We start from the raw sequence: 21447 nt of genomic DNA on the forward strand, positions 1-21447 counted from the left end.
TCGGCTACGGTCGGACCCGTGACAGCAGGGACGCCCGGCATCCAGCCCCCTCGCCCGACCTCGGTCCGCTGAGGTCGTTCACAGCTCACAGCTCACAGCTCACGGCTCACGGCTCACCGTTCCGCGCCACCGCCCCGCCCCGCCCGAGCGGCAGCGCCACCGTGAACACCGTCCGTCCCGGCTCGCTGCTCACCTCCACCGTCCCCCCGTGCGCCCGCACCAGGGAGTGGGCGACCGCCAGGCCCAGTCCGCTGCCGCCTCGGTCCCGGCTGCGGGCCTTGTCGATCCGGTAGAAGCGGTCGAAGACCTTCTCGCGGTCGGCGGGCGGGATGCCCGGGCCCGCGTCGGTGACCCGGACGACCGCCCGCCCGGCGGCGGCCGTGACCGCCACCGTCACCGGGGTGCCGGGCGGGGTGTGGACGGCCGCGTTGGTGAGGAGGTTGTCCAGGACCTGCCGGATGCGGTGCGGGTCCAGGCGCAGCGTCAGCCCCTCGGGCCGGTCCGTCAACATCAGGGGGCGGTCCGGGTGTGCGGCGCGGAACGCGTCGGCCGCCTCGTGGACCAGCCCCACCAGGTCCGTGTCCTTCGGGCGCAGCGGGGTCTCCACCTCGGCCGCGTCCAGGCGGGCGAGCAGCAGCAGGTCGTCCAGGAGGACACCCATCCGGGCCGCCTCCGCGCGGAGCCGCGCCAGGTGCTTGTCCCGTTCCTCGGGGGCGTTGGCGGCGGCGTACTGGAAGAGGTCCGCATAGCCCCGTACCGACATCAGAGGGGTGCGCAGCTCGTGGCTGGCGTCCGCGACGAACCTGCGCAGGCGCTGTTCGGCCTCCGCGCGCACCGCGAGGGAGTCGTCGATGTGCTCCAGCATGGTGTTGAACGCGGTGCGCAGCTCCTCGACCTCCGGGCCGCCGTCCCGGCCGTCGGCGCGCAGCGGGAGCCGGGCCTCCGGGTCGGTGAGGTTGTGGGAGCTGATGCCGTGCGCGGTGTGGGCCATGTCGCTCAGCGGCTTCAGGCCGTTGCGCAGCACCTTGCGGCCGAACAGCACCAGCGCCAGCAGTGCGAGTCCGAACACGACGACCTGGATCGTGATCAGCTGCTCGACGGTGTCCTCGATCCCGTCCATGGGCGCGGCGCTGACCAGGACCACCCCGGGCTCGACCTCGCAGGCCCGCAGCCGGTAGTCGCCCGCGCCCTCGAGATGCTCGGTGCTCAGCACCTCCGTACTGGCGGTGGTCTGCTCCTTCGCGACGGCGGTGAAGTCGTCGACGTCCTTCGGCAGGTCGGTGGGGTCCTCGGGCGTGCGCAGCTCGGGGACGCCGTCCTTGACGTCGTACACGGCGTAGTACCAGCGGTAGTACTTCTTGCCCGCGAGCGAGCCGTTGTCCTGGATGCCCTTGGACTGGGCGACCTGGGCGATCTGGAGCTGCTCGTTGAGCTGCGCCGACAGATAGTCCCGCATGTACGTGGTCAGCGCGGTGCCCACGACGCCGAACACCAGCAGCGCCAGCACCCCGAGGCCGAGCGCCAGCCGGGTGCCGAGCCGGAGCCTGCCGTACGCCTGACGGAACCGCCGGATCACTCGGCCGCCTGCCGGATCACGTATCCGAAGCCCCGCACGGTGTGGATGAGGGGATCACCGGTCTCGTCGCCCAGCTTGCGGCGCAGCCGGCTGACGACCAGCTCGACGACGTTGGAGCGGCCGCCGAAGCCGTACTCCCACACATGGTCGAGGATCTGCGCCTTGGTGAGCACGGTCGGCGACTTGCGCATCAGATAGCGCAGCACCTCGTACTCGGTGGGGGTGAGGGTGAGCAGCCGTTCGCCACGGCGCACCTCGCGGGTGTCCTCGTCCATCGTCAGGTCCCCGACCCGCAGCACCGAGCGCTGGAAGCCGGGCCCGGCCGAGCGCCGCAGCACGGTCCGCAGCCGGGCCATCAGCTCCTCCACCGCGAACGGCTTGACCAGGTAGTCGTCGCCGCCCCGGGTCAGCCCCGCCACCCGGTCGGCGACCGCGTCCCGGGCCGTGAGGAACACCACGGGCACCATCATCCCCGAGCGCCGGAGCCGCTCCAGGACGCCGAAGCCGTCGAGGTCGGGCAGCATCAGGTCGAGCACCACGATGTCCGGCTTGAACTCCGCGGCACGGCGCAGCGCCTCCTCACCGGAGTTCGCGGTCGCCGCGTCCCAGCCCTCGTAGCGGGCGACGGTCGCCACGAGGTCGGCGATGGGCGGGTCGTCGTCCACGACGAGGAGGCGTACTTTTTCCACCTGCCCATAGTGCGTCACGACGGCCACGGCTCCAGGGCCGGTACCGCCCAACGGTCACATCGATAACCACTTGAAAGTCGTACGACAGCTGATCGACAGGTGGCCCGGGTGAAGCTCGATTACCCCAGCCCCGATCAAGGAGCGCCGTCCGTGACGACGACCGTCCAATCGCCCCCAGCGCCCCCCACGGCGATACGGCCGAAAGTGGTGGCCCGCACGGGCCTGTACGCCGTACTCGCCGCGAACGCGATCGCCGTGGCCGTCTTCTTCGCCCAGGCCGGCTTCGCCTCCAACGCGCTGATCGTGCTGGGCCGCCTCGCCGGCCTCTACGGGGCCCTCCTCATGGCCTTCCAGCTGGTGCTGGTGGCCCGCCTGCCGTGGCTCGACCGCCGCATCGGCATGGACCGGCTGACCTCCTGGCACCGCTGGACCGGCTTCGGCATCCTCTGGACGCTCCTCGCCCACGCCGTCTTCATCGCCTTCGGCTACGCCGAGGGCACCGACGTCGGGCCCATCAGCACGGTCGTCGACCTCGCCGAGACCACCGAGGGCGTGCTCCGTGCCATCGTCGCCCTCGCGATCATCATCGTCGTGGGCGCCGTCTCGGCCCGCTACGCCCGGCGCCGCCTGGCCTACGAGACCTGGCACTTCATCCACCTCTACACCTACGTCGCCGTGGTGCTGGCCTTCACCCACCAGGTCGCCGTCGGCACGACCTTCGCCTCCTCCAAGACCGCCACCGCCTACTGGTACGGCGTCTGGGGCGTCGCCCTCGGCTCGGTGGCCGTGGGCCGCGCGGTGCTGCCGCTGTGGCGCAACCTCCGCCACCAGTTCCGCGTCGAGGCCGTCGTCCCCGAGTCCGACAACGTCGTCTCGATCTACATCACCGGCCGCGACCTCGACAAGCTCCCCGCCCGCGCCGGCCAGTTCTTCCTGTGGCGGTTCCTCACCAAGGACCGCTGGTGGCAGGCCAACCCCTTCTCCCTGTCGGCGGCCCCCGACGGCCGCACCCTGCGCCTGACCGCGAAGGCCGCCGGTGACGGCAGCGCTGCTCTGCGGCACCTCAAGCCCGGCACCCGCGTCTTCGCCGAGGGCCCCTACGGCGCCTTCACCGCGCTGCACCGCACTCGCCCCGAAGCGGTCCTGATCGCGGGCGGCGTCGGCGTCACCCCGATCCGGGCCCTCCTGGAGGAGCTGCACGGCCACGCGGTCGTCATCTACCGCGTCGCCACCGACCGGGACGCCGTCCTCTACGACGAGCTGCGCGAGCTCGCCCAGGCCAAGGGCGCCGAGCTGCACCTGGTGACCGGGCCCGTCTCCCCCGACAAGCTGGCCCCGGCGGAGCTGTTGCGCATGGTCCCCGACATCACCGACCGGGACGTCTTCCTGTGCGGGCCGCCCCCGATGATGAACGCCGTCCTCGGCAGCCTGCGCGAGCTGGACGTGCCCAAGGCGCAGACCCACTTCGAGCGCTTCAGCCTGGCGGGATGAGGAAGAGATCGTGAAGCGAGCCATACCTGTAGTCGTCCTCAGCATCGCGGGCCTGGTCCCGGTCTGGATGTACGAGCCGTCGGCCGGCGGCACCGGCACGTCCACGCCGGAGGCCGCGTCGACCCCCTCGTCGTCCTCCTCCGCGGGGTCCTCGTCCGGCACCGTCGTCAAGGGCTCGGCCCTGACCACCGAGAAGGGCCCGGTGCAGGTCGAGGTGACCTTCCAGGGCGAGAAGATCACCGCGGTGCGGATGCTCCAGCAGCCGAACCATCCGCAGACGACGGCCGCCGTGCCGAAGCTGATCGCGGAGACCCTGGAGGCGCAGAGCGCCGACATCGACACCGTGTCCGGTGCGACGATCACCAGCGACGCCTACAAGGAGTCCCTCCAGGCCGCGATCGACGAGAACGCGAAGTCGGCGTCCACGTCCTCCTCCTCGGCTGCCTCGCCGTCGGCCTCCGCTGCCGCCGCCTCTCAGACGGTCGACGGTTCCGCCGTGAACACCGAGAAGGGCACCGTGCAGGTGCAGGTGACCTTCGAGGGCGACGAGATCTCCGCCGTGAAGATGCTCCAGCAGCCCAACCATCCGCAGACGACGGCCGCCGTGCCGAAGCTGATCGCGGAGACCCTGGAGGCGCAGAGCGCCGACATCGACACGGTCTCCGGTGCGACGATCACCAGTGACGGCTACAAGGAGTCCCTCCAGGCCGCGATCGACGCGAAGGGCTGACGGACCGATCATGCTGCACCGAGTCGAACACGTCATGGGGTTCCCGGTCTCGCTCCGGGTCGACGACGAGCACGTGGGCGAGGAGTCCGCGGACGCCGTCTTCGCCTGGCTGCGCGAGGTCGACGAGCGGTTCAGCCCGTTCAAGCCCGACAGCGAGGTGTCGCGGCTGGGCCGGGGCGAGCTCGCCGAGGCCGAGGTGAGCGCGGACCTGCGGACCGTGCTCGACCTGTGCGAGCACTACCGGGCCGCCACCGGTGGCGCGTTCGACGTACGGCTGCCGGGCCGGGGCCTCGACCCCTGCGCGGTCGTCAAGGGCTGGTCGGTGCAGCGGGCCGCGGAGCTGCTCACCGCGGCGGGCGCCCGGCGGTTCGTCCTCAACGCCGGCGGCGACGTGGTCACCGCCGGCGGGCCCTGGCGGGTGGGCGTACGCCACCCCGAACACGCCGACAAGCTGTGCACGGTCCTCGACCTCACCGACGGCGCGGTCGCGACCTCCGCCCGCTACGAGCGCGGCGACCACATCATCGACGGCCGCACGGGCCGTCCGGCGACGGGGCTGCTCAGCCTGACGGTGGTCGCCGGAACCCTCACGGAGGCCGACTCGGTCGCCACGGCCGCGTTCGCGATGGGCGCGGAGGGGGTCGACTGGGCGGCCTCGCTGGACGGTTGCGAGGTCTTCGCGGTGGACGCGGAGCGGCGGGTGCTGCGGACGCCGGGGTTTCCTACGGCGTCGGCGGCGGCGTCGGTATCGGCATCGGCGTCCGGGACGTCGGCGGCTTAGCGGGATCCGAGGGGCGCTCGGCACCAAGCCCCGGCCCCGGCAGGGCGGTTCAGATGGGCTGCGGCTCGAAGTCCCAGCCCGGCGGTTCGTCGGCCTCGGTCGTGAGTGCCCCCAGGCACGCCAGCAGCAGTGGGTGCCCTTCGTCCACGGCGCCTCGCGCGCGCCTCAGCGTGTCCTCGCGCAGGGCGGCGGCCTCTTCCGGGCGCCCCGAGAGCCGGCGTACCGCAGCCGCGTTGAGGGCGCAGCCCAGCGTCCACGGATGGTCGGCGCCCAGCGCGGCCGTCATTCCGCGCAGCGCCTGCTCCACCAGCCGTCCTGCCTCGGCGTGGTCGCCCAGCCGCCAGCGCACCAGACCCAGATTGCCCTGTACGCCCACGGTGTTGGGGTGGTCGTCGCCGAGCAGATGCTGGTAGTCCTCGGCGACCTGAACGGTCAGGTCGGCGGCCTCGACGAGATCGCCGTGCGAGCGCAGGAAGGTAGCGGCCCAGCGACACCAGGGTGCCGCCGAGGCCGTTCTTGGCGCGCAGCAGGTCCGGGTCGTCGTCGGCGCGGGTCTCCGTCAGCTGGTCCAGGACGGCCCGCCCGACGGCCTCCGCCTCCCGGTAACGGCCGCTGCGGCGCAGCATGTTGGCGTGGTCGTGGATCAGGAACAGCATGTCCCGGTCGTCCGGGCCGAGCCGGCCCCGCCAGCGGTTCACGGCCTGTTCGCACAGCCTGAGCGCGGCCCGGTTCTCGCCGCGCACCCGCATGTACTCGATGCAGTTCAGGACCAGTTGACGCACCACGGGGTCGGAGCTGTCCAGCACCCCCGCGGTCTCCAGGTGCGGGATGAGCTCCGCGTACCGGGCCCACTCGCGGGTGTCGGCCGGGTGCCGCGGGTCCGCGCCCGCCAGCAGCCGACAGGGCCTCGCGGCGCTCCTCGGTCAGGGTGCTGACCAGGAAGGAGTGGTAGAGGCGGTGCATGGAGACACGGTCCACGGCCGGTTCGGCGTCGGTGGACTCGACGTAGTCGAGGCGGACCGCGGTGGACTCCGACAGTCTGCGCAGCGCGGTGTGCCAGCGGATCGGGTCGCCCGCCAGCGCCGCCAGATGGTCCGGCAGATCGGACGGACGCGCGGCCTGCATCAGCCGGACCGGGATGGCATCGGGGGAGAACAGGGCGAAAAGATGGAGGAGTTCGACCGCCTCCGGGTTGTTCTCGCCGAGCGTGTTCAGCGTTGTCGACCAACTGGTCTGGAACCCCATCGGGTAGTCCGAGGAGATCCGGATCCCGATCATGCTGGCCTCGCCGCGCCGGATCATCGAGATGTAGTCCTTGGCGGGCATCGCGTTGGCGTCCAGCCAGGCCGCCGTCTGCGCCAGCAGCAGCGGCAGGTCCTGCACTGCGTCGGCGAGCTGGTCGGCCTCGGCGTCGGTCAGCCGCTGGGCGCGCCGCCGGACGTAGGCCACCGACTCGGGCCGCCGGAAGGGCTGCATCTCGATCTCGGTGACGGTGCCGGAGGCCGCCCAGTCCTGGGTGAGCGTGGTGATCAGGATGTGCCCGGCCCTCCGGCAGCAGATCCTCGACCTGCTCCATGTCGTCCGCGGAGTCCAGGATCAGCAGCCAGCGCTTGTACGGCGTCCCGGTGCGCAGTGCCTCGTGGACCGCGCGGATCCGCTCACCCAGTTCCTGGCCGACCGGCAGCTCCAGACGCGGGGCCAGTTGCGCGAACTGCTCACGCGCGGGGCCGCGGAAGCGGGCGCCGACCCACCACACGATGTCGTAGTCGCCGGCGAACCGGTGCGCGTACTCGTTCGCGATCTGGCTCTTGCCCACACCCGAGATACCGCGCAGCGCCACCCGCGCGCCGCTGCGGCCACCGGCTTCGAACCGCGTGTGCAGTTCCTCCAGGATCGCCTCACGGCCGGTGAAGCGGACGTTGCGGCGGGCCACGTTCCACACCGACGGCGGGTCGTTGGGGAAGCGGGGGGCGGGGGTGCCGGACGGGGCGACGGGCTCGGCGGACGGATCGAGGTCGAGGCGGCGCAGGATACGGTGGCGGGCCTCGCGGGACTCAGGTCGCGCAGGTCGACCGGGCGCAGCGGGGCGGCGGTCGCGGGCAGCGCCCTCGTGGCCACGCTCACGGCGGAGAACCGGTCGACATGGGCCGGCACCACCTCGTGCAGCGCCTCGGTCCACTCAGCGTCCGTGCGGGGCCCGAGCGAGAAGTACCAGTCGTCCAGCACGAGCAGCACCCGGCCCGGCGCCTGCAGCAGATTGCGCAGCGCGTCGGCGAGCGGGATCCGCAGCGGGGGGTCCCAGCGCAGCAGAGTCGTCTCATGGCCCAGCTGTGTATGCACATGATGCGCGTGCACTGTAAGCGATGCGCCGCTCAATCCGGGGGCATCACCGCGCTCAGCCGCCCGGCCGCGTGCCGTATCAGACGCTCCAGGTCGGCGCAGAACACCGAGGGGTGCCGGAACCCCGTACCGCGCGCATAGCGGTGGCCGTAGTTGCCGCCGCCGCAGACCCGGCCCACCGGGCAGGCCCGGCACTCGTCCGCGAGGCCCTCCACGCCGAGCTGGCGGGCGACGATCCCCGGATGGTCGAGGGCCGCGTCGAAGGCGTCGTCGAAGACGTCGAGGCCGGTGGCGGTCGCCTGGTCGTAGGCGAGGTTCAGGGGTCGATCTGCTCGATGGAGCCGTCGGTGTGCACGACCACCGCGCAGGTCGGGGAGAGGCCCACCGACTCGGTGGTGCTGGGCACCCCGAGCAGCAGTGCCACGACCTCCGTGAACAGTCGCACCCGGGGCTGCGAGCCGTCAGGCGCGCCGTCCCACCAGAGGTCGAAGGCGGCCGCCAGCCAGTCGCCGTAAGGGGTCGGCACGGAGGTCCGGACGCCCGGCGCGCGGGCGGGCGGGCCCGGCGGGGGGTTCGACCAGTTGGCGTGCGGCAGCAGCAGGTCCAGGCGGGGCGGGCGCAGCTCGGCCAGGGAGGCGTACACCTCGGCGGGGTCGCTGGTGATGTCGATGGCGCACAGGATCCCGGCGTACAGCTCGGGCCGGTCCGCGAGGAGCCGGGCGGCCCGCGCCGCCGCCGGCCACGACGAGCGCCCGGCCCGGTCCACGCGCCGCCTGTTGAGGTGCGCGGTGCCGCCGTCCAGGCTCAGCCCGACGCGGACGCCCGCGTCCGCGAGCCGGTCCAGGGTGTGCTCGGTGATCAGGGTGCCGTTGCTCTGCACGGTGGTGCGCAGCGCGATGCCGGCGGGCAGTGCCGCGCGCACGGCGGCCGTGTACTCCAGGGCCGTCTACGCACCGGACAGCAGCGGTTCACCGCCGTGCAGGTCGATCCGCACCTCCGACAGCCCATGGGCGGTGGCGTGTTCGGCGATGCGCAGGGCGGTCTGCCGCATCGCACCGGGCGACACCCGGGCCGGGCGCCGGCGCCAACTGGCGTCCTCACCCTGGTAGATGACGCAGTAGGAGCAGTCGAGATTGCAGCGGCTGTGCACCTTCAGGACGAACTGCCGGAAGGGGAAGGGCTTCTGCCCCGCTCGCCGGACGGCCGCCACGTCCAGTTCGGCATGCGGCCACGGCGCCGACTCCCGGTCCCGGGCGATCCGTAAGCTGTCGTCCGAAGCCGTCTGCACAGCATCGCCTCCCCCGGCAGGCCCCGTGCCGCCGCTACCGTTCTACCCCCGGGGAGTCCTCGTGATACGCCACAAGACCGCCGTCGGCGGCGCAGGACCGGGCCAGCAGCGTGGCCAGCACCGCACCGAGCACGGGGTGGTCCACCCGGGCCCGCAGCGCGGTCAGATCGACGTCCCGGTAGTCGGGCAGCGGGGTCCCCGCGGATCCCTCCCGTCCGGCCAATTCCGTCACCCTGCACTCCCTTTCGGCTCTCAGTCCGTTCCGCCGAGCGCGGTCATGCGCTCGTACGTCGACTGGGCGGACTGGGCTTGTGGCCCCTGTGCCGCCCCTGCCCGCTGCCACAGGGTCCATGCCGTCCGGTACGACTCCAGCGCGTGCTCGGGTCCCGCCGTGCGCTCCAGGACCACCCCGCGCTGGTGGTGCGCCCGGGCGGCCAGCAGCGGTGCACCGGCCCGGTCCGCACTGCGTACGGCGTGGTGGTACGACTCGGACGCCCGGTCCAGCCACTCCGGCGCCCCGGCCCGCCCGGCGAGCCCCAGGAGCACATCGCCGCGCTCCAGCCACGCCAGGGCCGCCGTACGGTCGTCGCGCGCACCCCGGGCCGCACGGGCCAGCACCCACTCGGCCTCGTGCAGATCGGTCGGGGTTCCGCCCGCGCCGTGGTGATGGCGCAGCGCCCGCCCGAACAGCAGCTGCCGGTCGGCCAGATGAGGATCACTGCCCGGCGTCAGCGCCAGCGCCGCCCGCAGCACCCGCACGGCCTCGGTGGCCACCGCCAGCTCGCCCGCGTGCTCGGCCCGGGCGACCAGTGCCTCGCCACGGCCCGCCAGCAGCTCCGCCCGCACCGGGTCGTCCCGCTCGACCAGGGATTCCGCCTGGGTGAACAAGGCGTCCGCGGCGACCAGTTCGGCCGGTTCGGCGGTGTGCCGGTAGCGGGCGGAGTGCGCCTCGGCCAGGCGCCGCAGCGCGGGCACCCGCAGCTCCGGGCCCTGGTCGCGGACCACCTCCACCGCCTGCCGCAGCGCCTGGAGCACCCCGGGATGCCCGGTGTCCCCGGCGGCCACGGCCCGCGCCTCGGCCAGGTCGAGCAGGGCCCGGCAGCGTACGGCGGAGGGGGCGCTGTGCCGGCCGCTGAGCCGTACGCCGTTCTCGAAGTCCGCGGCCGCCCGCAGCGCCAGCGTCCGTGCCTCGTCGGCCGCGTCCCGCCCCCGGGCGTCGTCGGCGAGCGCGAGGAGCAGCCGGCCGCGGGCCAGCACCGCCGGATCGAATCCGGGCCGGCCGGGCAGTGCGGAAGGGAGATGGGGGCCGCCGCCCGTGGCCGCTCCACCGGAGGCCATCGCCGTCACCGGCCCCGGCGCGCAGGAGCGGTGACGGGGGTACCGTTTCGGTCACTGGTGTGAGACGTGTGTGCGACGGGGCACCGCACCGGACGGCTGTGCCACTCACTCACGTCGCGCTCCTCGTCATGGACGGCCGGATGCGTGCGAACTCCATGACAGTACGAGCGCACTGCCCGGTCAACAGCGCTTTCCGGCCGCCGATCCGTAATACGCCCCCTGAAGTACCGAAACCCGAGCGGTTTACACTCAGCGCAACGACCCGCCTCACCGCGGTCGAATGCGGTCCATCTCGGCCAGACCCGAAGGGTATTCGGCGTTTTGATACGGATAGATTCAGTCACCAAGCGGTACCCGGACGGCACGGTGGCGGTCGACCGGCTCTCCTTGGAGATACCCGACCGGTCGATCACGGTCCTCGTGGGCCCCTCGGGCTGCGGCAAGACCACCACCCTCAGGATGATCAACCGGATGGTCGAGCCCACCGAGGGCACCATCTCCCTGGACGGCCGGGACATCATGCGGCAGCCGGTCAACACCCTGCGCAGGTCCATGGGTTACGTCATCCAGAACGCCGGGCTCTTCCAGCACCGCACGATCATCGACAACATCGCCACCGTGCCCCGCCTCCTCGGCTGGAGCAAGGACAAGGCCCGCGCACGCGCCCGCGAGCTGATGGAGCGCGTCGGCCTCGACGCCTCGCTCGCCCGGCGCTACCCCTACCAGCTCTCCGGCGGCCAGCAGCAGCGCGTCGGCGTCGCCCGGGCGCTGGCCGCCGACCCGCCGGTCCTGCTCATGGACGAGCCGTTCTCCGCCGTCGACCCCATCGTCCGCAAGGGGCTCCAGGACGAACTCCTGCGCATCCAGGAGGAGTTGGGCAAGACCATCGTCTTCGTCACCCACGACATCGACGAGGCGGTGAAGATCGGCACGATGGTCGCCGTGATGCGCACCGGCGGCAAGCTCGCCCAGTACGCTCCGCCCGCCGAGCTCCTGTCCGCCCCGGCGGACGAGTTCGTGGAGGACTTCCTGGGCGCGGACCGCGGCATCCGCCGACTGTCCTTCTTCTCCTCGGCGGGGCTGACGTTGGCGACCGGGCCGGTCGTCACGGCCGGCACCACGGCCGAGCAGCTCGCGGCCCGCGACCTCGCCGGCGCCCCCTACGTCCTCGTGACGGACGCGGAGGGCAAGCCCCTCGGATGGAGCGAGCCACAGCAGCTGCCGGCCGATGCCGGTCGACTGCTCTCGCACGGGCGGCCGTTCGTCGCGGGCACCGACTCGCTGCGGGCCGCACTGGACTGCGCGGTGCTCTCACCGACCGGGTGGGCGGTCGCCGTGGACGCCGACGGCCGGGTCGCCGGGGTGGTCTCCCAGCAGGCCATCGCGGAGGCCATCCGGGGCGCCCACGAGGAACACGGACGCACGGACGCGAAGGTCTCGAACGACAAGGTCTCGAACGGCAAGGTCTCGAACGGCAAGGTCGCCGGATGAACTGGGACCAGATGTTCGACATCCCCAGCGACCTCCAGCACACCTGGCTCGGCCTGGTCGGACTGCATCTGCGCGAGGCCCTGCTGCCGGTGCTCGCCGGACTGCTGATCTCGCTGCCGCTCGCCCAGCTCTGCGTGCGCTTCCGCTGGTTGTACCCGCCCGTGCTGTGGGTGACGACCGTGCTCTACGCCATCCCGTCGCTCGCCTTCTTCGTGCTGCTCATCGACTACACCGGCATCACCGAACTGACGGTGATGATCCCGCTCACCGTCTACAGCCTCGTCGTCCTGGTCCCGGCGATCGTCGACGGCGTCCGCTCGGTCCCCCAGGAGACCCTCGCCGCCGCGACCGCGATGGGCTTCGGCCCCGTACGCCGTTACGTCCAGGTCCAGTTGCCGATCGCGGTACCGGCGATCATCGCGGGAACCCGGGTGGCCACGGTGTCGAGCATCTCGCTCGTCAGCATCGGCACCCTCATCGGCAACCAGGGCGCCCTCGGCAACCTGATCAACGACGCCAACATCTACAACCGGCCCGAACTCGCCGTGAACGCCATCCTGTCCATGGCCGGGCTGGCGATCCTCGCCGACATCCTGCTGGTCCTGCTGCGCCGTCTGCTGACGCCGTGGATGCCGAACGCGGCCCGCACCAAGCGCAGGGCCACCCCCGCCTTGAAGGAGGCAGCCCGGTGAACCTGCTCAACTTCATCAACGCCTTCTTCAGCGACAGCGCCCACTGGCAGGGCTACGACGGCATCCCCACCCGCCTCGGCGAACACATCGGCTACACCTTGGAGGCACTGGCCCTCGCCGCCGCCATCGGTCTGCCGGTCGGCCTGATCACCGGCCACACCGGCCGCGGCGGGAACGTCCTGTCGATGATCGCCACCGCGGGCCGCGCCCTGCCGACCTTCGGCCTCCTGGTCCTGATGACCCTGCTGCTGGGCTTCGGCCTGGTGAACGTGATGATCCCGCTGGTGATCCTCGCCGTACCGCCCATCCTGGTCACCACCTACGAGGCGATCCGCTCCGTGGACCCCTCACCGGTGGACGCGGCACGGGGCATGGGCATGAGCGAGACCGGGGTGCTGTTCCAGGTGGAACTCCCGGCGGCGCTCCCGCTGATCCTCAGCGGTCTGCGCTCCGGAGCGATCCAGATCGTCTCGACCGCGACGATCGCGGCGTACGTGAGCCTGGGTGGGCTCGGCCGCTACATCGTGGACGGCCTGTACCAGCGCAACTACGAGAAGGTGGTGGGCGGAGCGACGCTGGTGGCGGGGCTGGCGCTGCTGACGCTGGCGCTGTTCTGGGCGGTGGGACGGGTGGCGGTGTCACGCGGGGTCCGCCGGCCCGCGTGACGGCTACTCGGCCCTTTTCAGGGCCAGTTCCAGCACGACCAGCAACGCGTCCCGGACGGAGCCCTGTTCACGTGCGTCGAAGACGATGACGGGCACCTGCTCGGAGACGTCCAGTGCCCACCGGATCTCCTCCAGGCTGTGCTCGACCCGCCCGTCGAACGCGTTCGCGGCGACGGCGAACGGAATCCTCCGGTGCTCGAAGTAGTCGACGGCCGCATAGCAGTCGTCGAGCCGCCGCGTGTCCACGATCACCAGGCCGCCCACCGCCCCCTCGACGATGTCGTCCCACATGAACCCGAACCGCTCCTGCCCGGGCGTACCGAACAGATAGAGCTTCAGGCTCGGGTCGATGGTGATGCAGCCGAAGTCCATCGCGACCGTGGTCGTGGTCTTGCGCGGGGTGTGCGTCAGGTCGTCCACACCGGCCGCGACCTCGGTGATCGCCGCCTCCGTGGTGAGCGGCTCGATCTCGGAGATCGAGCCGACGGCCGTGGTCTTGCCCACGCCGAAGCCGCCCGCGATCACCATCTTGACCGGCAGCGGCGGCCTCACCACGGCCCGTTCAGCCGTTGTCGCCGTTGTCACGGGGCACCTTTCGGGAGTCCGGGATGGCCCGCAGGCCATCGATCAGTCGGCGCAGGACGGAAGCGTCGTGCGTGGCCTCGGAGTCGGGCACGTGCACCGTCAACTGCCCCTCCTCGCGCAGGTCCTCGGCGAGGACCCGCACCACGTTGAGATGCAGCCGCAGCCGGGCCGCGAGTTCCGCGATGGACTGCGGGAGCCGGCAGGCGGCGACGATGTCGTGCTGCTCGAAGGAGAGCCGGCCGAGCGCGTCGAGCCCCTCGGCGGTGGCGACCACCTGGGTCTCGACGGGCATGGTCCGGCCCGACGGTCCGGCCGCCACCCGGCCGGCGGTGACCAGGAACGGGCGCACAGCGGGGGCGGGCCCGACCGGGTCGGGTCCCGGGGGCTGGATGCCGTCCGCCATGGCGTGTCCGTCCTGGTCTCGGTCGGGGAGCGGTCAGAGGGCCGAGGGAGAGCCGACGCTGTTCTTCAGCGCCAGGACCAACTGGGGGCTGAGCGCGCTGCCGGCCCGGTTGGCGAACACCGTCATCTCGTAGGCGATGTTGCCCAGCTTGGCCTCCTTGTCGGTGACCACGCCGAGGACGGCGCCGCTGCCGATCGCGGAGACCAGCACATGGCCGCCCTCCAGGTCGATGATGACCTTGTTGAGGCCGCCGAGGCCGTAGTTGCCGGACGCCCCGGCCGCCAGGCTGGTGATGCCGGAGACGATCGCGGCGAGGCGCTCGGAGTCGGCCTGCTCGCGCAGCTCGGAGACCGCGATGAGCAGTCCGTCGGAGGAGACGGCGATGGCGTCGACGACGCCCGCCGTCTCGGTCGCGAATCGGTTCAGCAGCCAAGTGAAGTCGGCTGCGGCGGCCTGCAGTTCGGCCGCGGTGCTTCCCGCCGGAGTGTCACCTGTCGACGTACTCACTGTTCCGCTCCTTCCGGGAGGTGGTTCTGGTCCTGCTCGTGGGGGGTGACGGGGGATGTGGTCGCGACGGCGGCTTCCTCGACGCTGTCTCGGTGCGCCCGCTCCACCGCGGCCTCGAACTCCTCGAGGGCGGCACGGACGGCGTCCGCGTCGGCGGGGCGGGGGGCCTGGCGGGCGCCGTGCGGGCCGGCCTCGGCGTTGTTACGAAGGGTGGCGCCACGGACGCGACGGCGCAACGGGCGGGCCGTGCCGGAGGTCCCGCCGGGGGGCGGCGGCTCCTCCGTGCGGGCCTGGGGGATGTAGGGCAGGCCGTCGGAGGACGAGGAGGAGGCCTGGGAAGCGGGCGGGGCGTCGTGCGAGCCGGACGCCGCCGATGTGACCGGGGCGTCCGCCGTAGCCGGAGTCACGGCCTCGTCGGAGCTGCCGTCCGTGGCCGGAGCCCCTTCCGTGGCCGGGTCGCTCGCCGAAGCGGCTGCCTCGGCCGTGGCGTCGGCAGCCGGAGCCGCCGGCGCGGCCGTCCCGGCTTCCGCCGGTGCCCCGGCCGTGTCGCTCGGCGCCGCCGTCGCGGGCTCCTCGGCGGCCGGAGTGTCCGTCGCCTCGGGGCGGCGCACCCGGCGGGGCAGGGGGCTGTGCTCGTCGTCGGGGAGCGGGTCCGTCTCCGACGGGCGTGGTCCGGAGTCGTCCGCTTCCGTGGCCGGCGTGGTCGGCGCCGGTGCCACCGCGGCCTTCGCCAGCAGCAGTTCCGGCGGCAGGGCCACCTCGGCCGTGACACCGCCGCCCGGGGTGCGGGAGAGGGCGACGTCGATGCCCCAGCGGCGCGACAGCGTGCCGACCACGAACAGGCCGAGCACCTTCGTGGGGACGAGGTCGAGGCGTTCGCGGCGGACGATACGGGCGTTCTCCTCGTCGAGCCGCTCGGGGTCCATGCCGAGGCCGTGGTCGGCGATGACGATCGCCGCGCCGTCGGCGGTGTTCTGCACGAACACCTCGACAGGGCTGTCCGCGGGCGAGAACGACACGGCGTTCTCGACGAGTTCGGCCACCATCAGCGTGAGGTCGCCGATGACGTCCGGCTCCACCAGGATCTCGGTCCGCGCGAGCAGCTGCACCCGCTGGAAGCCCTCGATCTGGCCGAGCGCGGCCCGTACGACGTTGGTGAGCGCCGTGGGTCCGGCGGCCAGGACGGACTCGCGGATGCCGGCGAGCAGCATCAGGCTGTCGGCGTTGCGGCGCAGACGCACCGCGATGTGGTCGATGCTGTAGAGGCGTTCGAGGAGCTCGGGGTCGGTCTCGCCGCGCTCCACCGCGTCGATCAGCGCCAGCTGACGGGAGGTCAGGTTGCTGACCCGGCGGCCGACGTTGCCGAACATCTCGGCGGTGTTGCGGCGGCTGAGCACCTGGCGTTCGAGGAGCGCGACCGCGGTGGCCTGCACGTGGTTGAAGGCCTCGGCGAGCTCGCCGATCTCGTCGGGTGCCGTCACCGGCACGGTGCCCAGCCGCACCGGGCCGTCGTCCTCGGCGTCGTCGTCGGCCACCCGGGCCAGCTCCCGGTCGGCGACGCCGGCGACCTGCCGGGCCGCGCCGGTCAGCGCCTGCACCGGGCGGACCACGGAGCGGCGTACCGCCACCGAGAACGCCAGCCAGAGGACGAAGCCGAACAGGGCGAGACCCAGTAGCAGGACGGCGTTGTGCAGCGAGTCGTCGGAGGCCTGGTCGGCGCGGTCGGCGATCTGGTCGATCAGCGTGGTGGCGATCCCGAGCCGGATGCTCGCCTGCTTGCGGTAGGAGCCGTAGGAGTCGAGCGCCGACTTGAAGGCCGCCTTCACCTCGGCGGGCGAGTCCGCCTGGAGGGAGCTCGGGTCGATCTGCAGCAAGGCGTACTGCCGGTCGATGACGGCCTGCGCGCTGTTGTGCTGGATCCCGCTGAGCTGCTCCGCCTGCGCCTCGGTGGCGAACCGGGCGAACCGGTCGGCCTGGTGGAGGTACTCGTCGTGGGAGCCGACCGCACCGATGAACTCGATGAGCGCGTTGGAGTCACCGGTCGTCGCGGAGAAGACACCGGTCTCGAAGGAGCTGTGGGCGGCGTCGGCGCGCAGCAGCGAGTCGAGGAGGTTGCCGGTGAAGGTGGCCGCGAGGGCCGGGTTGCGGTCGAGGCCGAGGCCGTCGATCAGGGCCTTGGCTGCGCTGGTGTACGCCGGGTCGATGTTGTCGGCGGGCAGATAGGCCTGCTCGACGGTGTTGCGCAGGCTCTCCAGTCCCTCGATGTCCTTGAGTGCCTGGGCCTCGCCGTCCGGGAGACCGGCGCCGAAGGCCTTGCGGACCTTCTCGACCTGGGTGTCGGTGGCGACTTGTGCGTCGCGGTAGGGGGACTGCGAGGGGGTGCCGCCGTCGTTGGTCGCCTCATGGCGCACGGAGAGCAGGATGGCCTGCTGGTGCTCGGCCTCCAGCCGGTCCACCAGGATCGCGACCTCGCTGCTGTTGCGCACGAGCCGTGCCGCGTCCGCCGCGTCCGAGGACTGCCCTATCTGGTCGGTGATCAGATAGGCGAGCAGTATCGCGACCACGGCGAGCGGCACGCCGACCAGCGCGTTGAGCTTGTGCCGGAAGGGCCGGCGGTCGGCGAACCCCCGTATGCCCCCCGGGGCCGACGGCGGTGCCGCCTCTTGCGTGGCCACCAGGCCTCCTTCATGGGGGTCTACGGCGCGCAAAGCCTTCACGTGACCGAATCTTTTCGTGTCCGAACGCCAACGACCCGGAGACTACCTGTTCTTCGGTGGACCGATCATGCCACGCTGAGTCAAGAATCCGTTACATCACCAGGACTCCCAGATGTCGGCTCATCCCTCGCACTTTCACAACCGGACGCGCATTGACGCCAATTGGTGACCAGGCTGCACTTGACTGACCGAGAACCGGCTGGATTGGATCAGGGCGTGACTTCCAACGCCCCACGCAGCAGGTCCCTCCGGAAGCATCCCGGCGCGGCAGTCGTCGCGCTCGCCGCCGCGGCGGCCCTGCTGGCGGGATGCGGCTCATCCGACGACACGTCCGATCCGCTCCAGAACGACAAGGGGAGCGACAACGGCAGCACCGACACCGTCGTCGTCGGCTCCAACAACTTCGCCGAGAGCATCCTCCTCGCCGACATCTACGGCGAGGCCCTCAAGGCCAAGGGAATCAAGGTCAGTTACAAGCCCAACATCGGCAGCCGCGAGGTGACCTACGGCCTGCTCAAGAGCGGGTCCATCACGGTCCTGCCGGAGTACAACGGCTCGCTGCTGTCCTACCTCGACCCCAAGGCCGAGCAGAAGACGGCCGAGGCGGTGAACTCGGCGGTCAAGACGAAGCTCGACAGCAAGCTGACGCTGCTGGAGTCCTCGCCCGCCGAGGACAAGGACTCCGTCAGCATCAACGCGGAGACCGCGAAGAAGTACAGCCTCACCAATGAGTCCACCCTCGCCGACCTCAAGGACGCCGCTCCCGAGCTCGTCATCGGCGGCTCGCCCGAGTTCCAGACCCGGCAGCAGGGCCTGCTCGGCCTGAAGTCGGTCTACGGCCTGGAGTTCAAGTCCTTCAAGGCGCTCGACGCGGGCGGCCCGCTGACCCAGGCGGCGCTGACGAAGAACACCGTGCAGGCCGCGGACATCTTCACCACGGACCCGACCATCACCAAGGAGGGGTTCGTCGTCCTCCAGGACCCGGAGAACCTCTTCGGCTTCGCCAACGTGACCCCGCTGGTATACAAGTCGGGCCTCTCCCAGGAGGGCGTGGACGCGCTCAACGCGGTCTCGGCCAAGCTGGACACCAAGACGCTCCTCGACCTGGACTCCCAGGTGCAGCTCGACAACAAGGACCCGCTGGACGTCGCCAAGGCCTGGCTGAAGACGGCCGGACTGGACTGACCGACACCACCGGGCCGACCCGGCATCGCAGGACCGACACCACAGTTGGACACGACCGACGACCCGACACGGGTGCCCTCCGGCAAGGAGGGCACCCGTGTCGTGCTGGACGGCACGACCCTCACCGTCCCCGCCCTCGCCCGCCTCGCCGACGGCACCGCCCGGCCCACCGCGGCCCCCGAGGCGCTGGAGCGGGCACACCGCTCCTGGCGCACTGCGGGACGCCTCGCGGCCGGCGGCCGCCTCTACGGCCGCGGTACCGGCGTCGGCGCCCAGCGCTCGGTCAGCGTGGCCGCCCACGACGAGACCGAGCACGGCCTGCGCCTGATGCGCAGCCACGCGGCCGGCACGGGCGCACTGCTCCCCGCCCGCCAGATCCGCGCGATGCTCGCCGTCCGCGCCAACCAGCTCCTCGCCGGCGGCTCCGGCATCCAGCCCGCCTTCGTCGAGGCCCTCGTCGAAGCGCTCCGCCTCGGAGTCCACCCCGCGGTCCAGGAGTACGGCGGGATCGGTACCGGCGACCTGACGGCCCTGGCCCAGACCGGCCTCACCCTCATCGGCGAACGCCCCTGGCTCGGCGACACCTCCCAGGGCCTGCCCGCCCCGGTCACCCCGCAGCCCGGAGACGCGCTCGCCCTCCAGAGCAGCAGCGCCCTCGCTCTCGGCCAAGCCGCCCTCGCCGCCCACGACATGGACGTCCTGCTCCGCGCGACCCATGCCGTGGGCGCCCTCTCGCTCGCCGCCGTCTCCGGCTCCCTGGAGGCCTACGCCGCCCCCGTGCACGCCCTGCGCCCCTACCCCGGAGCGGCCCGCACGGCATCGGAGGTACGCCGCCTGCTCGGCGGGCCCGGCATGCCCTGCGTCACCGCGCGCCGCATCCAGGACCCGTACGGCTTCCGGGCCTTCCCGCAGGTCCACGGGTGTGCCCTGGACGCCTCCGAGGCCCTGCGCCGGATCCTTGAGGTGGAGATCAACTGCCCCACGGAGAACCCGCTCATCGCCCCCGACGGCACGGCGGCCTACCACCACGGCGGCTTCTTCCAGGCCCCGCTGGGACTCGCACTCGACGCCCTGAACCTGGCCGTCCTGCAGACGGCACAGCTCTGCGCCGCCCGCCTCTCGGCCCTGCTCCGCCCGGACCTCACCGGCCTGCCCGCGTTCCTGGCCGCGGGCCCGGAGGGCAGCTCGGGCGCGATGATCCTGGAGTACCCGGCCAACTCGGCCCTGGCGGAACTCCGTTCCTGCGCGGCACCGGCCTCGGCGGGCCACGCCGTGGTGTCCATGGGCCTGGAGGAGGCGGCGAGCTTCGCGGGACAGGCGGCGCGCCAGACCTTGCGGGCCACGCAGGCCTACGCGACGGTAATGGCGTGCGAACTCGTCACCGCCGTAAGGGCGTTGCGGATGCACGACACGCCACCGCCGGTGCCCGCCTTCACCCTGGCCGCCGAGGCCCTGCCGTCCTGCACGGCCGACCGGGAGCTGACGGCGGACGTGGCGGCCGCCGTGGAACTGCTCCCGGTGCTGGCGGAGTTGTAGCCCGCTGCTTCACCGCGGCACTACTTCAACGCGGCACTACTTCAATGCAGCGCTACTTCACCGCGGCCGCGATCAACTGGTCGATCAGCGCGATGAGCACGTCCCGGGACGACTCCCGCTCACGGGCGTCGCAGAGCAGGACCTGCACATGGTCCGGCAGAGCGAGCGCGTCGCGTATCTCCTCGGGCGGGTAGGGGTGTTCGCCGTGGAAGCCGTTGACACCCACGACGAAGGGGATGCCCCGGCGCTCGAAGAAGTCGATCGCGGCGAAGCTGGACTTCGGGCGGCGGACGTCGACCAGGACGACCGCGCCCAGCGCGCCGAGCGCGAGGTCGTTCCACATGAACCAGAAACGCTGCTGGCCCGGGGTGCCGAAGAGATAGAGGATCAGCTCCCGGCTGATGGTGATCCGGCCGAAGTCCAGGGCGACCGTCGTGGCCGTCTTCTCCTCGATGCCGTCGAGGTCGTCGATGCCGAGTCCGGCGACGGTCAGCGGTTCCTCGGTGCGCAGCGGGGCGATCTCGCTGACCGAGCCGACCATGGTGGTCTTGCCGACGCCGAAACCCCCGGCGATCAGGATCTTGACGGTGTCGGGCGCCGACCGGGTGGCGGCGGTGTCAGAGTCGGCCAAGGCCGTCCCTCACTTTCTGCAACAGGTCCAGGTCCGCGGCCGTCGCGGCCGGGTGCGGCGGATGGGCGGTGATCCGGCCCGCCTCCAGCAGGTCACAGAGCATGATGACGACCACGCTCATCGGAAGGTCCAGCAGGGCGGCCAGCTCCGCCACGGCGACCGGCTCGGCGCACCGGCGCAGGATGCGCTGATGCTCCGGCTGCGGCCGGGGGGCCCAGGCCGGCGGCGGGTCCACCGCGGTCACCGTCGTGATGAGGGTGAAGTCGGCGCGGCTGGGCCGGGTCCGTCCGCGGGTGAGTGCGAACGGCCGTACCAGACGGCCCGCCGTGTCGCCTCCGCTCACCTCACGCGCCGGACTCGGCACCGGGGCCGATACCCGCCCGCGGCGCCGCGCTCAGGTGCTCGCCGATCTTCTTCACCAGCATGTTCATCTGGTACGCCACGACTCCGACGTCCGCGCCCTGGCTGGTGAGGACGACGAGATGGGCGCCGGGCCCGGCCGAGGTGAGTATCAGATAGCTGTTGGCCATCTCGATGAGCGCCTGCCGCACCGGGCCGCCCCGGAAGTCCATGCTGACCCCCTTGCTGAGGCTCATGAGCCCGGACGCGGTGGCGGCCAGCCGCTCGGCGTCGTCCCGCAGGAACCCGACGGACTTGCTGACCACCAGCCCGTCCTCGGACAGCACAACGGCGTGGTTCACCTCGGCGACCCGGTCCACGAGTCCGGTCAGCAGCTGGTCGAGCTGGGTGTGGGTGGCGGGGGTGGGGCGTGTCATGGGGTGTCCTTCGTCGGCGGTCGGGA

General features: G+C 72.0%; 20 protein-coding genes and 2 pseudogenes. 8 read left to right on the forward strand and 14 right to left on the reverse strand.

The features are described 5' to 3' along the window. Window positions 1-106: 106 nt before the first annotated feature. Window positions 107-1576, reverse strand: coding sequence for a HAMP domain-containing sensor histidine kinase (locus PH203_RS06930; RefSeq protein WP_289917542.1), 1470 nt, complete (start codon window positions 1574-1576; stop codon window positions 107-109). Then, entirely contained in the window at window positions 1573-2241 is a 669-nt protein-coding gene (locus tag PH203_RS06935) for a response regulator transcription factor (protein ID WP_289918268.1), read from the reverse strand. The genes PH203_RS06930 and PH203_RS06935 overlap by 4 nt, the downstream gene beginning before the upstream one ends. A gap of 174 nt (window positions 2242-2415) precedes the next feature. Here PH203_RS06935 and PH203_RS06940 point away from each other — a divergent pair, with 174 nt between their 5' ends. The 3 genes from PH203_RS06940 to PH203_RS06950 are packed head-to-tail and all read left to right on the forward strand — an operon-like array spanning window position 2416 to window position 5267. Then, complete coding sequence (locus PH203_RS06940) at window positions 2416-3756, forward strand: ferredoxin reductase family protein (RefSeq protein WP_289917544.1); 1341 nt, start codon at window positions 2416-2418, stop codon at window positions 3754-3756. A 10-nt stretch (window positions 3757-3766) separates the two neighbouring features. After that, on the forward strand, window positions 3767-4486 hold the full coding sequence (locus PH203_RS06945; protein ID WP_289917545.1) for an FMN-binding protein: 720 nt from the start codon (window positions 3767-3769) through the stop codon (window positions 4484-4486). Between the two features lie 10 nt (window positions 4487-4496). Beyond that, window positions 4497-5267, forward strand: coding sequence for an FAD:protein FMN transferase (locus PH203_RS06950; protein ID WP_289917547.1), 771 nt, complete (start codon window positions 4497-4499; stop codon window positions 5265-5267). A 49-nt stretch (window positions 5268-5316) separates the two neighbouring features. Here PH203_RS06950 and PH203_RS06955 read toward each other — a convergent pair whose 3' ends face one another. From PH203_RS06955 to PH203_RS06975, 5 genes and pseudogenes are all read right to left on the reverse strand, one after another. Then, the gene (locus tag PH203_RS06955; protein ID WP_354671235.1) at window positions 5317-5739 is read right to left on the reverse strand and encodes a tetratricopeptide repeat protein; all 423 of its coding nucleotides are present in this window, start codon (window positions 5737-5739) and stop codon (window positions 5317-5319) included. Between the two features lie 49 nt (window positions 5740-5788). Then, window positions 5789-6016: pseudogene (locus PH203_RS49635) on the reverse strand (tetratricopeptide repeat protein); the annotation flags it as partial. A gap of 1623 nt (window positions 6017-7639) precedes the next feature. Then, window positions 7640-8817: pseudogene (locus PH203_RS06965) on the reverse strand (FxsB family cyclophane-forming radical SAM/SPASM peptide maturase). Window positions 8818-8929: 112 nt separating this feature from the next. Beyond that, the gene (locus tag PH203_RS06970) at window positions 8930-9127 is read right to left on the reverse strand and encodes a YxD-tail cyclophane-containing RiPP peptide (RefSeq protein ID WP_289917551.1); all 198 of its coding nucleotides are present in this window, start codon (window positions 9125-9127) and stop codon (window positions 8930-8932) included. Between the two features lie 20 nt (window positions 9128-9147). Next, window positions 9148-10233, reverse strand: coding sequence for a hypothetical protein (locus PH203_RS06975; RefSeq protein WP_289917555.1), 1086 nt, complete (start codon window positions 10231-10233; stop codon window positions 9148-9150). 321 nt (window positions 10234-10554) lie between these two features. On the opposite strand from PH203_RS06975, the gene PH203_RS06980 reads away from it, so the two are divergent. Genes PH203_RS06980 through PH203_RS06990 form a run of 3 tightly spaced genes read left to right on the forward strand, consistent with a single transcriptional unit; the run spans window position 10555 to window position 13081 of the window. Then, entirely contained in the window at window positions 10555-11724 is a 1170-nt protein-coding gene (locus PH203_RS06980; RefSeq protein ID WP_289917557.1) for an ABC transporter ATP-binding protein, read from the forward strand. Then, complete coding sequence (locus PH203_RS06985; RefSeq protein ID WP_289917558.1) at window positions 11721-12416, forward strand: ABC transporter permease subunit; 696 nt, start codon at window positions 11721-11723, stop codon at window positions 12414-12416. The genes PH203_RS06980 and PH203_RS06985 overlap by 4 nt, the downstream gene beginning before the upstream one ends. Continuing rightward, window positions 12413-13081, forward strand: a complete 669-nt coding sequence (locus tag PH203_RS06990; protein WP_289917560.1) for an ABC transporter permease — start codon at window positions 12413-12415, stop codon at window positions 13079-13081. The genes PH203_RS06985 and PH203_RS06990 overlap by 4 nt, the downstream gene beginning before the upstream one ends. 3 nt (window positions 13082-13084) lie before the next feature. Here PH203_RS06990 and PH203_RS06995 read toward each other — a convergent pair whose 3' ends face one another. From PH203_RS06995 to PH203_RS07010, 4 genes are read right to left on the reverse strand one after another with little or no spacing between them, the layout of a single operon-like run. Then, entirely contained in the window at window positions 13085-13609 is a 525-nt protein-coding gene (locus tag PH203_RS06995; protein WP_289918273.1) for an ATP/GTP-binding protein, read from the reverse strand. Window positions 13610-13643: 34 nt separating this feature from the next. After that, window positions 13644-14069: a DUF742 domain-containing protein gene (locus tag PH203_RS07000; protein ID WP_289917562.1), complete on the reverse strand. Its 426-nt coding sequence runs from the start codon at window positions 14067-14069 to the stop codon at window positions 13644-13646. Between the two features lie 33 nt (window positions 14070-14102). Then, a complete protein-coding gene (locus PH203_RS07005; protein WP_289917564.1) occupies window positions 14103-14576 on the reverse strand; it encodes a roadblock/LC7 domain-containing protein in 474 nt (157 codons plus the stop codon). After that, a complete protein-coding gene (locus PH203_RS07010; protein WP_289917566.1) occupies window positions 14573-17251 on the reverse strand; it encodes an ATP-binding protein in 2679 nt (892 codons plus the stop codon). The genes PH203_RS07005 and PH203_RS07010 overlap by 4 nt, the downstream gene beginning before the upstream one ends. Window positions 17252-17509: 258 nt before the next feature. Here PH203_RS07010 and PH203_RS07015 point away from each other — a divergent pair, with 258 nt between their 5' ends. Both PH203_RS07015 and PH203_RS07020 read left to right on the forward strand, forming a co-directional pair. After that, window positions 17510-18478: an ABC transporter substrate-binding protein gene (locus PH203_RS07015; RefSeq protein ID WP_289917568.1), complete on the forward strand. Its 969-nt coding sequence runs from the start codon at window positions 17510-17512 to the stop codon at window positions 18476-18478. Window positions 18479-18523: 45 nt separating this feature from the next. After that, entirely contained in the window at window positions 18524-20014 is a 1491-nt protein-coding gene (locus tag PH203_RS07020) for an aromatic amino acid ammonia-lyase (protein WP_289917569.1), read from the forward strand. Between the two features lie 52 nt (window positions 20015-20066). On the opposite strand, the gene PH203_RS07025 is transcribed toward PH203_RS07020, so the two are convergent. From PH203_RS07025 to PH203_RS07035, 3 genes are read right to left on the reverse strand one after another with little or no spacing between them, the layout of a single operon-like run. Next, window positions 20067-20645: an ATP/GTP-binding protein gene (locus tag PH203_RS07025; protein ID WP_289917571.1), complete on the reverse strand. Its 579-nt coding sequence runs from the start codon at window positions 20643-20645 to the stop codon at window positions 20067-20069. Then, window positions 20632-20988, reverse strand: coding sequence for a DUF742 domain-containing protein (locus PH203_RS07030; RefSeq protein WP_289917572.1), 357 nt, complete (start codon window positions 20986-20988; stop codon window positions 20632-20634). Before PH203_RS07030 ends, PH203_RS07025 begins: the two co-directional genes overlap by 14 nt. Window position 20989: 1 nt before the next feature. Beyond that, window positions 20990-21421 (reverse strand): roadblock/LC7 domain-containing protein, encoded by a 432-nt coding sequence (locus PH203_RS07035; protein WP_289917574.1) that lies wholly within the window; start codon window positions 21419-21421, stop codon window positions 20990-20992. Window positions 21422-21447: the final 26 nt, after the last annotated feature.

It is taken from the genome of Streptomyces sp. S.PB5, assembly GCF_030403745.1.
In the GTDB taxonomy this organism is placed as follows: Bacteria; Actinomycetota; Actinomycetes; order Streptomycetales; family Streptomycetaceae; genus Streptomyces.